Annotated in this window: 13 protein-coding genes; 10 read left to right on the top strand and 3 right to left on the bottom strand. The window is 74.4% G+C overall.

Annotated elements, in window-relative coordinates; genetic code table 11:
* Window positions 1-20 precede the first annotated feature (20 nt).
* The 5 genes from pyrH (at window position 21) to ISOVA_RS06070 (ending at window position 4,016) form a co-directional block, all read left to right on the top strand.
* Entirely contained in the window at window positions 21-791 is a 771-nt protein-coding gene (pyrH, locus tag ISOVA_RS06050) for a UMP kinase (RefSeq protein WP_391540498.1), read from the top strand.
* Window positions 792-853: 62 nt separating this feature from the next.
* Complete coding sequence (gene frr, locus ISOVA_RS06055; protein WP_013838363.1) at window positions 854-1,411, top strand: ribosome recycling factor; 558 nt, start codon at window positions 854-856, stop codon at window positions 1,409-1,411.
* Window positions 1,411-2,283 (top strand): phosphatidate cytidylyltransferase, encoded by an 873-nt coding sequence (locus ISOVA_RS06060; RefSeq protein ID WP_013838364.1) that lies wholly within the window; start codon window positions 1,411-1,413, stop codon window positions 2,281-2,283. Before frr ends, ISOVA_RS06060 begins: the two co-directional genes overlap by 1 nt.
* Before the next feature lie 9 nt (window positions 2,284-2,292).
* Window positions 2,293-3,468 (top strand): dual-specificity RNA methyltransferase RlmN, encoded by a 1,176-nt coding sequence (rlmN, locus tag ISOVA_RS06065; RefSeq protein WP_013838365.1) that lies wholly within the window; start codon window positions 2,293-2,295, stop codon window positions 3,466-3,468.
* Complete coding sequence (locus tag ISOVA_RS06070) at window positions 3,465-4,016, top strand: DivIVA domain-containing protein (protein WP_013838366.1); 552 nt, start codon at window positions 3,465-3,467, stop codon at window positions 4,014-4,016. Before rlmN ends, ISOVA_RS06070 begins: the two co-directional genes overlap by 4 nt.
* 18 nt (window positions 4,017-4,034) lie before the next feature.
* On the opposite strand, the gene ISOVA_RS06075 is transcribed toward ISOVA_RS06070, so the two are convergent.
* Window positions 4,035-4,409, bottom strand: a complete 375-nt coding sequence (locus ISOVA_RS06075; RefSeq protein ID WP_013838367.1) for a MerR family transcriptional regulator — start codon at window positions 4,407-4,409, stop codon at window positions 4,035-4,037.
* Window positions 4,410-4,479: 70 nt separating this feature from the next.
* Between ISOVA_RS06075 and ISOVA_RS06080 the strand changes: the two genes are divergently transcribed.
* Entirely contained in the window at window positions 4,480-5,706 is a 1,227-nt protein-coding gene (locus ISOVA_RS06080; RefSeq protein ID WP_233275956.1) for an MFS transporter, read from the top strand.
* Here ISOVA_RS06080 and ISOVA_RS06085 read toward each other — a convergent pair.
* Window positions 5,661-6,458 (bottom strand): SH3 domain-containing protein, encoded by a 798-nt coding sequence (locus ISOVA_RS06085; protein ID WP_013838369.1) that lies wholly within the window; start codon window positions 6,456-6,458, stop codon window positions 5,661-5,663. The genes ISOVA_RS06080 and ISOVA_RS06085 overlap by 46 nt on opposite strands.
* 85 nt (window positions 6,459-6,543) lie before the next feature.
* Between ISOVA_RS06085 and dxr the strand changes: the two genes are divergently transcribed.
* From dxr to ISOVA_RS06105, 4 genes are all read left to right on the top strand, one after another.
* Entirely contained in the window at window positions 6,544-7,731 is a 1,188-nt protein-coding gene (gene dxr, locus ISOVA_RS06090) for a 1-deoxy-D-xylulose-5-phosphate reductoisomerase (RefSeq protein WP_013838370.1), read from the top strand.
* Window positions 7,732-7,777: 46 nt separating this feature from the next.
* Window positions 7,778-9,097 (top strand): M50 family metallopeptidase, encoded by a 1,320-nt coding sequence (locus ISOVA_RS06095; RefSeq protein WP_013838371.1) that lies wholly within the window; start codon window positions 7,778-7,780, stop codon window positions 9,095-9,097.
* Window positions 9,098-9,249: 152 nt separating this feature from the next.
* Window positions 9,250-10,395 carry a flavodoxin-dependent (E)-4-hydroxy-3-methylbut-2-enyl-diphosphate synthase gene (gene ispG, locus ISOVA_RS06100; protein ID WP_041295205.1) on the top strand — a complete coding sequence of 382 codons (1,146 nt, stop codon included), beginning with the start codon at window positions 9,250-9,252 and terminating at the stop codon, window positions 10,393-10,395.
* A 19-nt stretch (window positions 10,396-10,414) separates the two neighbouring features.
* Window positions 10,415-11,305 (top strand): GNAT family N-acetyltransferase, encoded by an 891-nt coding sequence (locus ISOVA_RS06105; RefSeq protein ID WP_013838373.1) that lies wholly within the window; start codon window positions 10,415-10,417, stop codon window positions 11,303-11,305.
* Between the two features lie 45 nt (window positions 11,306-11,350).
* Here the strand turns inward: ISOVA_RS06105 and ISOVA_RS06110 are convergent, their stop codons facing one another.
* The gene (locus ISOVA_RS06110) at window positions 11,351-12,253 is read right to left on the bottom strand and encodes an Fpg/Nei family DNA glycosylase (protein WP_013838374.1); all 903 of its coding nucleotides are present in this window, start codon (window positions 12,251-12,253) and stop codon (window positions 11,351-11,353) included.
* Window positions 12,254-12,310 lie beyond the last annotated feature (57 nt).

Here is a 12,310-nt window from a genome sequence, read left to right on the forward strand (position 1 = left end):
AGAGACGGACGGTGGCGCACGTGACCCAGACCGACGAGACCCGGCCCGAGCCGACGACCACGGGATCGCCCCTGAAGGACCCCGGCACCCGGCGCGTCCTGCTCAAGCTGTCCGGCGAGACGTTCGGCGGCGGCAGCGTCGGCCTGGCGACCGACGTCGTGCGCCGCGTGGCCCACGAGATCGGCTCGGCCGTGCGCCAGGGCGTGCAGGTCGCGATCGTCGTCGGCGGCGGCAACTTCTTCCGCGGCGCCGAGCTGTCGCGCGCGGGGCTCGACCGGGCCCGCGCCGACTACATGGGCATGCTCGGCACGGTCATGAACTGCCTGGCGCTCCAGGACTTCCTCGAGCAGGACGGCGTGACGACGCGCGTGCAGACCGCGATCACCATGGGGCAGGTCGCCGAGCCGTACATCCCGCTGCGCGCGATCCGGCACCTGGAGAAGGGGCGCGTCGTGATCTTCGGCGCGGGCGCCGGCATGCCGTACTTCTCGACCGACACCGTCTCGGTCCAGCGCGCCCTGGAGACGCACTGCGACGAGGTCCTCATGGGCAAGAACGGCGTGGACGGCGTCTACAGCGCGGACCCGCGCACGAACCCCGAGGCCGAGAAGCTGGACCACCTGACGTACACGGACGCGCTCGTGCGCGGGCTCAACGTCATGGACGCCACCGCGCTGTCGCTGTGCCGCGACAACGGCGTGCGCATGCGCGTCTTCGGCCTCGAGGAGCCGGGTAACGTGACCCGTGCCCTCCTGGGCGAGAAGATTGGCACACTGGTCACGACGGACTGACGCGGCTCCGGCCTGCGCAGACGACGACCACCGACGACCTGACGAACGACAAGGAGCACCGGGTGATCGACGACACCCTCCTCGAGGCCGAGGAGAAGATGGACAGGGCGATCGAGGTCGCCAAGGAGGAGTTCGCGGGCATCCGCACGGGGCGCGCGAACTCGGGCATGTTCGCGAAGATCACCGTCGACTACTACGGCGCCCCGACGCCGCTGCAGCAGCTCGCGTCCTTCAACATCCCCGACGCGCGCACGGTGCTCATCTCGCCGTTCGACAAGAGCTCGATGGCGGCGATCGAGAAGGCGCTGCGGGACTCGGACCTGGGCGTCAACCCGTCGAACGACGGCAACGCGATCCGCGTGGTCATGCCCGCGCTGACCGAGGAGCGCCGCCGCGACTACGTGAAGATGGCCAAGACGAAGGCGGAGGAGGCGCGCGTCTCGGTGCGCAACGTCCGCCGCAAGGCCAAGGAGGAGCTCGACCGCATCGTCCGCGACGGCGAGGCCGGCGAGGACGAGGTGGCCCGGGCCGAGAAGGAGCTCGAGGCGCTCACCAAGAAGCACGTCGAGACCATCGACCACCTCCTCGCGGGCAAGGAGAGCGAGCTGCTCGAGGTCTGATGGCCGACCACCATCCCCTCGAGCCGGCCGGGACCGGCGGGCCCGTCGACACCCCCGCCGGCCGGTCGTCCCGGGCCGGGCGCAACCTGCCGGCGGCCGTCGCCGTCGGCGTCGGCCTCCTCGCGGTGCTCGCCGCCTCGCTCTGGTTCCGCCCCGAGCCGTTCGTCGCGCTCGTCGTCGTCGTGGTCGGCGCGGGCCTGTGGGAGCTGCGCCAGGCCTTCGCCCGGCGCGCGATCGACCTGCCGCTGCTGCCGCTGCTCGTCGGGGCGGCGGGCATGCAGGTGTCGGCGTGGGCGTCGGGCGCCGAGGCGCTGCTCGTCGCGTACTTCCTCACGGTCGGCGCGGTCGTCGTGTGGCGCGTCGTCGACGGCCAGGGGCCGCAGGCGCTGCGCGACGCCGCGGCCGCGGTCTTCGCGGCCACCTACGTCCCGCTCCTGGCGGGCTTCGTCGTGCTCCTGCTCGACCAGCCCGACGGCGAGCTGCGCGTCGTGCTGTTCGTGCTGCTCGCGGTGGCGAACGACACGGGCGGGTACGCCGCGGGCGTGCTGCTCGGGCGCCACCCGCTGGCCCCGACGGTCAGCCCCAAGAAGAGCTGGGAGGGCCTCGGCGGCTCGGTCGTGCTCGCGGTGCTCGTGGGCGTCGTCGGCGCGGTCTACCTGCTCGAGCTGAGCCCGCTCCTGGGCGTCGCGCTCGGCGTCCTGACCGCCGTGACGGCGACCGTGGGGGACCTGGCGGAGTCGCTCGTCAAGCGGGACCTAGAATTGAAGGACATGGGTTCGCTGCTCCCGGGTCACGGGGGCGTGCTGGACCGCATCGACTCGCTCCTCGTCACCGCCCCGTTCGTGTACCTCGTGCTGTCGGTGGCCGCCTAAGGAACTCACATGCCTGCTCGCCCCGCGCCGACCGTCCTCGGCGTCCCCGCCGTCCGCCCGTCGGACGAGACCGCGCCGATCCCGCTGCAGATGGCCCCGCGCCGGCGCGGCAAGCCGCCGCGGCACTTCGCCGACCTCACGCCCGACGAGCGCGTCGCGTCGGTCGTCGCGATGGGGGAGAAGCCTTTCCGGGCCAAGCAGCTCGCGACGCACTACTTCACGCACCACACGTCCGACCCCGAGCAGATGACGGACCTGCCGAAGGCGACGCGCGACGAGCTCGCGACCACGCTCTTCCCGCCGCTCATCCGCCCGACGCGGCGCCTCGAGGCCGACGGCGGCACCACGGTCAAGACCCTGTGGCACCTGTTCGACGACGCCAAGGTCGAGTCGGTGCTCATGCGCTACCCGCACCGGACCACGCTGTGCGTGTCGTCGCAGGCGGGGTGCGGCATGGCCTGCCCGTTCTGCGCCACGGGTCAGCTGGGGCTGACGCGCAACCTGTCGACCGCGGAGATCCTGGAGCAGGTGCGCGCCGCCTTCCGCTCGCTCGGCGACGGCGAGATCCCCGGCGGCCCGACGCGGCTCAACAACCTCGTGTTCATGGGCATGGGCGAGCCGCTGGCCAACTACAAGGCGGTCATCGAGACGGTCCGGGCGCTCGTCGCACCGGAGCCCGCGGGCTTCGGGATGTCGGCGCGCAACGTCACGGTCTCGACCGTCGGGCTCGTGCCCGCGATGCGCCGGCTCGCCGACGAGGGCATCCCCGTCACGCTCGCGCTGAGCCTGCACGCGCCCGACGACGACCTGCGCAGCGAGCTCGTGCCGATCAACACCCGCTGGAGCGTCGACGAGGCGCTCGACGCCGCGCGGCACTACTTCGAGGTCACCGGCCGCCGCGTCTCGATCGAGTACGCGCTGATCAAGGACATGAACGACCACGCGTGGCGCGCCGACCTCCTGGGGGAGAAGCTCAACGCCCGCGGCAAGGGCTGGGTGCACGTCAACCCCATCCCGCTCAACCCCACGCCGGGCTCCATCTGGACCGCGAGCGAGCGTTCCGTGGAGGAGGAGTTCGTGGCACGATTGCGCGGGCACGGCATCCCCACCACGATCCGTGACACCCGCGGGAGCGACATCGACGGCGCCTGCGGGCAGCTGGCCGCCGAGGAGGACGACGAGTGAGTTCCCTGTTCAGCAGCGTGTCGGCGCTGCGCACCGGGTACGACAAGGACGAGGTCGACGAGTTCTTCGACCACGCGCGGCAGGCCTACGAGGGCCGCACCCCCGAGCCGCTGACGAGCGCCGACATCCAGGCCTCGACGTTCGACCTGGTGCGCGGCGGCTACAACACGCACGAGGTCGACGCCGCGCTGGACCGGCTCGAGGCGGCGTTCATCGCGCGCCAGCGCGCCGAGTACGTGGCTGCGCACGGCCAGGAGGCGTGGATGCAGGCGCTCGCCGAGCGCGCCCGCACGCTGTACGGGCGGCTGGGCCGCCCCGACGGGCTGCGGTTCGCGCCGGCCGAGCGGGGGCAGCCGGCGTACGACAAGGACGACGTCGACGCGCTGTGCGACCGGCTCACCGCCTACTTCGACCGGCAGGAGCCGCTGACGGCGGCCGAGATCCGCTCCGCGACCTTCGGTCGGACCAAGGGCGCCGACGGGTACGCCGAGGGGCCGGTCGACGCCTTCTTCGCGCGCGCGATCGAGGTGCTGCTCGGCGTCGAGTGACGCCGCGCCCCCGGCGCGTCAGCCCTCCGGCAGGAGCGCGGCGTGCTCGGTGCGCGCGAGCACGTCGCGGATCGTGTCGCGGCTGCGCGTGAGGCACGCGATGCGGTCCTCGATCCCGCCGAGCTCGGCCGCGAGCAGCTCGGCGACCTGGCGCGGGCACGTCGGCCGCGCCTGCGCGCGGGCGTCCTCCATGTCGAGCAGCACCTTGACCAGGCGTGTCGGCAACCCCGACTGGACGAGGCCCGCGACGCGGCGCACGCGCTCGACGTGCTCCTCGCCGTACTCGCGGTAGCCGTTCGCCGCGCGCGGGGCCGCGAGCAGCCCCTGCTGCTCGTAGTAGCGCACGAGGCGCGGCGCCACGCCCGTGCGCTCCGCCAGCTCACCGATCTTCACGGCCGCCTCCCACGGTCCCGGCGCGGGGACCTTGACATTGACATCAATGTCAAACTTTACCGTCGTCGTCATGAGAACGACACTGCCCTGGCCCTCGCTCCTCGTCCTCGGCGCCGCGACGTTCGTCACGGTCACCGCCGAGATGCTGCCCACCGCCGTCCTGCCGCAGATGAGCGCGGGGCTCGGCGTCCCCGAGTCGCGCACCGGCCTGCTCGTCTCCGCCTGGGCGGCCGTCGTGGTCGTCGCGAGCTTCCCGCTCGTGCGGCTCGTGGCGGGCCGGGACCGGCGCGCGGTCATCGCCGCCGCCCTCGCGGTGCTGGCCGCGTCGTCCCTCGTCACGGCGCTCGCGCCGACCTACGAGTTCGCGCTCGCCGGCCGCACGGTCGGTGCGGCGGCCGTCGGCCTGCTGTGGGCCTCGGCCAACGCCCACACGGCCGACCTCGTGCCCGACGCCCAGCTCGGCCGCGCGGTCGCCGTCGTGCTCGGCGGTGCGACGCTCGGCATGGTCCTCGGCACGCCGCTCGCGAGCCTCGTCGCGCGCGCCGCCGACTGGCGCGTCGCGTTCGGGGCGCTCGCCGCGCTGGCGCTCGCCGCCGCCCTCGCGGTGCGTCTGGTCGTCGCGCCCTCGCCCCGGGTGCCCGACGGCGCCACGCGGCCCGACCGCGAAGGGCCGGCGTCCGCTCCCCGGACCGCCCCGGACGCCGGCCCGGGCCCGATGCTCGCGGTCACGGGGCTCGTCGCGGTGCTGCTCGTGGGCCACTACGGCGCGTACACGTTCGTGACGCGCCTCGTCGAGGCGCCGGCGCAGGCCCTGCCCGGCGGGGTGAGCGGCCTGCTCCTGCTGTTCGGCGTGGCCTCGGCCGTCGGCGTCGCGGCGGCCGGCCGCTTCGGCTCGCGCACGCGCGCCGCGCTCGTCGTCGCGACCGTCGCGACCGCGCTCGCCCTGGCGGCGCTGGCGGCCCTCGAGACCGCACCGGCGTTCGTCGGGGTCGCGGTGGTCGCGCTGTGGGGCGTCGCCTCGGGGGCCGTGCCGCCGCTGGCGCAGACGCTCGTGCTGCGCCTGGCCGGCCCCGCGCGGCGGGACACCGCGGGCGCGCTCATCCCGGTGCTGTTCAACGGCGGCATCGCCGTCGGCGCGGCGCTGGCCTCGGCCGCCGTCTCGGCCGCCGGCGTCGGCGTGCTGCCGCTGCCCGCGGCCGCGCTGGTCGCCGCGACGGCCGTCGGCCTCGCGTCCGGCGCGCGCGGCCGCGCTCAGCAGGCCGGCGCGACCGGGTCGCCCGTGCCGGTGCGCAGGTAGGCGTCCGAGACGTAGTGGCCGGGCCCGATGCGGTTCCAGAGGTTCGTCGTGCCCAGGTGCCCGCGGACCCACTGGCCCCGGACCGTGCACTCGACCACCACCTGCGTCCCCTCGCCGGCGAGACCGACGGGCGGGGACGCCGTCGTCGGCCCCGAGCGGACGGTGAGCGGGTCGCCGCCCGTGCGCACGACGCCCGTCGGGCCCGGCACCGTCCACAGGTAGGTGACGTCGACCCACGCGTTGGCGCGCAGGCCGAGGCCGTCCCAGAACGTGCCGTCCGCCAGGTCGATCCCGGCCGGGTTGGTCACCGTGCGCCCGAACTGGTCCTTGCCGCCGTGGTAGCCGTCCTGGTGGGCGGCCTCCGCCTGCGGCACGCCGCGCGGGAGCCCGGGCCAGCCCTGCCGGTCGGCGCTCCAGTAGTCGTCCCGAGTGTTCCACGGCCCGACGTCCCACACGGGCGCGTAGGCGCACCGACCGGTCGTCGGCGCGCACACCCGCACCGAGTAGGTGCCCGTGCCGTCGGCGGACAGCACGCTGCGCGACGGGAGCGCCACGAAGTGGTCCCGCTCGGTGATCGTGCGGCCGTTGGCCGTGGTCTTGCCGACGAGGCCCTCCCGGGTCGCGTAGACCCGGTCGGAGTCGCCCTCGTGGGCCAGGGCCGGCACCACGAGGGGCCCGGCGACGAGGGCTGCGGCGCTCGCGAGAGCGCCGAGCAGCCGGCGCGCGTCCTTGCGTCGTCTCTGCGTCTGCATGACGCGAACGTAATTCACCCGGGTGAGATTTTCTCGGGCAACCGTGGCGGCGGGCGCGCGGCCGCGGGCTGGGATGATGGGCGCCATGTCGTCGCAAGGACCCCGCACCGTCACGATCCTCGGCTCCACCGGCTCCATCGGCACCCAGGCGATCGACGTCGTCACCGCGCACCCGGGCCGGTTCGACGTCGAGGCGATCGCGGCCGGCGGGTCCGACGTCGCGCTGGTCGCCGAGCAGGCGGCGACGCTCGGGGTGCGGGCCGTCGCCGTCGCCGACCCTGCCCGCGTCGACGCGCTGCGCGACGCGCTCGTCGCCCGGCTCGGGCCGGCGGCGTCGCGCGTCGAGGTGCTCGCCGGCCCGGGGGCCGCCACCGAGCTCGCCGGCCGCGGCTCCGACGTCGTGCTCAACGGGATCACCGGCTCGGTGGGCCTGCGGCCCACGCTCGCGGCGCTCGCGGCGGGCTCGACGCTCGCGCTCGCGAACAAGGAGTCGCTCGTCGTCGGCGGTCCGCTTGTCACGGCCGCCGCCCGGCCCGGCCAGATCGTGCCCGTCGACTCGGAGCACTCGGCGATCGCGCAGGCGCTGCGCGGGGGAGCGCGCGGCGAGGTGCGCCGCATCGTGCTCACGGCGTCGGGCGGCCCCTTCCGCGGCCGCACGCGTGACGAGATCAAGACCGTCACGGCCGAGGAGGCGCTCGCGCACCCCACCTGGGCCATGGGCCCCGTCGTGACCGTCAACTCGGCGTCGCTCATGAACAAGGGGCTCGAGCTCATCGAGGCGCACCTGCTGTTCGACGTCCCGGTCGACGACATCACCGTCGTCGTGCACCCGCAGTCCGTCGTGCACTCGATGGTCGAGTTCTGCGACGGCTCGACCATCGCGCAGGCGTCCCCGCCCGACATGCGGCTGCCCATCGCGCTCGGCCTGTCGTGGCCCGACCGGCTCGACGTCGTGGCCCGGCCGTGCGACTGGTCGCAGGTGGCCACGTGGACGTTCGAGCCGCTCGACGAGGCGACCTTCCCCGCCGTCGGGCTCGCGCGCGCCGCGGCCGCGGCGTCGGGCACGCACCCTGCGGTGTACAACGCGGCCAACGAGCAGGGCGTGGCCGCCTTCCTGAAGGGGAAGGTCGGCTTCCTCGACATCGTGGGGACGGTCGAGCGCGTGCTCGCCGAGCACGACGGCGTCGCGCCCGACGCGGTGACGCTCGAGGCCGTCGAGGGTGCGGAGGCGTGGGCGCGAGCACGGGCCGACGAGCTGCTCGCGCGGCGCTGAGGCGTCGCGCACGGGCCTCCCAGGAATTTCGCCTACGCTCGGGCGCGTGGACGCACTCTCCGTCGTCGTCGGCATCGTCGTGGTCCTCGTCGGCATCCTCGCCTCGATCGCGCTGCACGAGGTCGGGCACATGGTGCCCGCCAAGCGCTTCGGCGTGCGCGTGAGCCAGTACATGGTGGGCTTCGGGCCGACCCTGTGGTCGCGGGTCCGGGGCGAGACCGAGTACGGCATCAAGGCGATCCCGCTCGGCGGGTACGTCCGGCTCGTCGGCATGATGCCGCCCGCGCCCGCCGGCGCCCGTCCGGCGACCGGCTTCTTCGGGCAGATCGTCGCCGACGCGCGCGAGGCCTCGGTGGCCGAGGTCCTGCCCGGCGAGGAGCACCGGGCGTTCTACAACCTCTCGACGCCCAAGAAGCTCGTCGTCATGCTCGGCGGGCCCGTGATGAACCTGCTCATCGCCGTCGTGCTCACCTTCGTCGTCCTCGTGGGCATCGGCGTGCAGACGGTCACGACGACGGTCGGCGCCGTGAGCGAGTGCGTGCCGACCGCGGTCGGCGCGGAGGGCGAGGCCGTCTGCGGCGACGACGCGGCGCCGTCGCCGGCGCTCGCGGCGGGGCTCGAGCCCGGCGACGAGATCGTCGCGTTCGCCGGCGAGCGCGTCACGTCCTGGGAGCAGCTCGTCGGCCTCATCGAGCCCGTCGCGGGCGAGCAGGTGCCCGTCGTGGTCGATCGCGGCGGGCAGGAGGTGGCGCTCACCGTGACGGTCGCCGAGCGCGACCGGCCCGTGGTCGACGACGCGGGCGAGGTCGTCCTCGACGCCGACGGCCGGCCGGTGACCGAGCGCACCGGCTTCCTCGGCGTCACGCCGACGGCCGAGTACGTCCCCCTGCCGATGTCGCGCGTGCCCGAGGCGGTGTGGCAGCAGGTGTCCGGCACGGCGTACGTCATCGCGACGCTGCCCGTGCGCATCGGGGAGGCGGCGGTCCAGGCGTTCACCGACGAGCCCCGCTCGCAGGACTCCGTCATGTCCGTCGTCGGCGTCGGGCGCATCGCGGTCGACGTCATCGCGGCCGACGCGCCCGTCGTCGCGACGCTGCAGCTCCTGCTCGGCCTCCTCGCGGCGCTCAACGTCGCGCTGTTCGTGTTCAACCTGCTGCCGCTGCTGCCGCTCGACGGCGGGCACGTCGTCAACGCGCTCTACGAGGGCGCCAAGCGGACGGTCGCGCGCGTGCGCGGCGCGCCCGTTCCCGGGCCCGCCGACGTCGCGCGCATGATGCCCGTGGCGTACGTCGTCTTCGTGCTCCTGCTGGGCACCGGCGTCCTGCTCATCCTCGCGGACATCCTCGACCCGGTGCGGATCGTCTGAGCCCGCCGGAGCCCTGCGCGCGCACCCGGGGCCGTGCGAGGACGTGAAGGCCTCGTGACCGCGGCGGCGGAGATTGTGACGTCACGCGCCCGGCGTGCGTGTCACCCCGCGAGACGCGGGATACTGGCACCGTGACTGCTGTGAACCTCGGCATGCCCGCCGCGCCCGCGCCCACGCTTGCCCCCAGACGCCAGTCCCGCAAGATCAAGGTCGGCAAGGTCGAGGTCGGCGGCGACGCGCCCATCAGCGTCCAGTCGATGACCACGACGCCGACCACCGACATCAACGCGACGCTCCAGCAGATCGCGGAGCTCACCGCGGCCGGCTGCGACATCGTGCGCGTCGCCGTGCCCAGCGCCGACGACGCCGAGGCGCTGCCCGCGATCGCGAAGAAGTCGCAGATCCCCGTCATCGCGGACATCCACTTCCAGCCGAAGTACGTCTTCGCGGCGATCGACGCGGGGTGCGCCGCGGTGCGCGTCAACCCGGGCAACATCCGCAAGTTCGACGACCAGGTGAAGGAGATCGCCCAGGCGGCCTCCGACGCCGGCGTCTCGCTGCGCATCGGCGTCAACGCCGGCTCGCTCGACCCGCGCCTGCTCGCCAAGTACGGCAAGCCCACGGCCGAGGCGCTCGTCGAGTCGGCCGTGTGGGAGGCGAGCCTCTTCGAGGAGCACGACTTCCACGACTTCAAGATCTCGGTCAAGCACAACGACCCCGTCGTCATGGTGCGCGCCTACGAGCTGCTCGCCGAGCGCGGGGACTGGCCGCTGCACCTCGGCGTGACCGAGGCCGGCCCGGCCTTCCAGGGCACGATCAAGTCGGCGACCGCGTTCGGCGCGCTGCTGAGCAAGGGCATCGGCGACACGATCCGTGTCTCGCTCTCCGCGCCGCCGGTCGAGGAGGTCAAGGTCGGCACCCAGATCCTTCAGGCGCTCAACCTGCGGCCCCGCAAGCTCGAGATCGTCTCGTGCCCGTCGTGCGGCCGCGCCCAGGTCGACGTCTACACGCTCGCCGAGAAGGTCACCGCGGGCCTGGAGGGCATGACGGTCCCGCTGCGCGTCGCCGTCATGGGCTGCGTCGTCAACGGCCCGGGCGAGGCCCGCGAGGCCGACCTCGGCGTCGCGTCCGGCAACGGCAAGGGCCAGATCTTCGTCAAGGGCGAGGTCATCAAGACCGTCCCCGAGTCGATGATCGTCGAGACCCTCATCGAGGAGGCCATGCGGATCGCCGAGTCCATGCCGGCGCCGGAGAACGACGCCCAGGCGGGCGCCCCGGTCGTCACGGTCGGCGGCTGAGGCGGAGCCGGGGGCCCTCGTGAGCTGGCGCCGGTCGGCGGTCCGCGCACCGCAGGCGCGCGCCCTCGGCGCGGGCGACGTCGCCGAGGCGCTCGCGGTGTGCGCCGTCGACCCGGTCGCCTCCGTCCTCGCCGCCGCGCGCCTGGAGGTCGCCGCACGCTCGGGCATGCTGGCCGCCGGTGGGGAGGCCTGGGGGTACCCGGCGAGCGGTCCGCTCGAGGCGGTGTGCTGGTCGGGCGCGAACCTCGTGCCCGTCGTCCCGCCGGGGGTGCCCGACGGCGAGGCCGAGGACGCCATCGCGGCGTTCGCGGGCATGGCACGCCGCCAGGGCCGCCGCTCGTCGTCGATCGTGGGCGAGCGCAGCGCGGCGCTGCGCCTGTGGGAGCACCTCGAGCCGGTGTGGCCGCCCGCGCGCGAGGTGCGCGCCGACCAGCCGTCGCTCGCGATCGACCGCGCCCCGGAGGTCGAGCCCGAGGCGCGCGTGCGGCGCGCGACGCTCGACGACCTCGACCTCGTGCTGCCGGCGTGCGTGCGCATGTTCACCGAGGAGGTCGGGTACTCCCCGATGGCCGGTGCGGGCAGCGCCTACGCGATGCGCGTGCGCTCGCTGGTCGCCGAGGGACGCTCGTTCGTCCTCATGGGCCACGACGACGGCCCCCGCGTGCTCTTCAAGGCCGAGCTCGGCGCCGTCGCCGGGCGGGTGGCGCAGGTGCAGGGCGTGTGGGTCGACCCCGAGCACCGGGGCCGGGGCCTCGCGGCCCCCGGGATGGCGGCCGTCGTGCAGGCGACGCGGCGCGACGTCGCCCCCGTCGTCTCGCTCTACGTCAACTCGTACAACGCGCCCGCGATCGCGACGTACCGGCGCGTGGGCTTCGAGCGGGTCGGCACGTTCGCCACGATCCTCTTCTAGTGTCAGAAACCTGGTGGGGCAGGGCCCACCACCTTTCTGACACGGTTACTTGAGCAGGCGGGACAGGCGCCGGTCGGCGAGGACCTGCCCGCCCGTCTGGCACGTCGGGCAGTACTGCAGCGACCGGTCGGCGAAGCTCACCTCGCGCACCGTGTCGCCGCACACCGGGCACGCCTCGCCCGTGCGCCCGTGCACGCGCATGCCGCGGCGCTTGGCGTCCTTGAGCTCGGCCGCGGGCCGGCCCGCCGACGCCGCGACGGCGTCGCGCAGCGTCGTCACCGTGGCCTCGTGCAGCGTGGCGACCTCCTCGGGCGTGAACGAGCGGGTGAGCTTGAAGGGGCTGAACCGGGCGACGTGCAGGATCTCGTCGGAGTAGGCGTTGCCGATGCCCGCGATCGCGGACTGGTCGCGCAGCAGGCCCTTGACCTGCTGGTTCTTGCGGGTGAGCAGCGCGGCCAGCGCGTCGGCCGTGAAGTCCTCCGAGAGCGGCTCGATGCCGAGCGTGCGCACCTGCTCGACCTCCTGCGGGTCGCGCACCACGTGCACGGCGAGGCGCTTGCGCGTGCCGGCCTCCGTGAGGTCGAAGCCCGAGCCGTCGTCGAACCGGACGCGCAGCGCGAGCGCCGCACCGCGCGAGGACCCGCCGAGGCGCGGCGCGACCGGCGTCGTCGGCGCCTGGTCGCGCCAGCGCAGCCACCCGCCCCGCGCGAGGTGGAAGACCAGGTGCAGCGCGTCGCCGCCGGACCCGGCAGCGGGCGTCACGGCGACGTCGAGCCACTTGCCGTGCCGGCCGGCGCCGGCGACGCGGCCGCCGACGAGCGCGGTCGCGGGCGGGTCGAACGTCTTGAGCGCGGCGATCGCCGCGACGTCGACGGCGACGACCGTGCGACCGGCCGTGCGCCCGTCGAGGAAGCGGGCCAGCGACTCGACCTCGGGCAGCTCGGGCATGGCCCTCATCGTGCCGCGAAAACGCGGTCCGGGCACCCCCTGCGGCGCCGATAGGCT

Source organism: Isoptericola variabilis 225 (genome assembly GCF_000215105.1).
GTDB classification, from domain to species: domain Bacteria; phylum Actinomycetota; class Actinomycetes; order Actinomycetales; family Cellulomonadaceae; genus Isoptericola; species Isoptericola variabilis_A.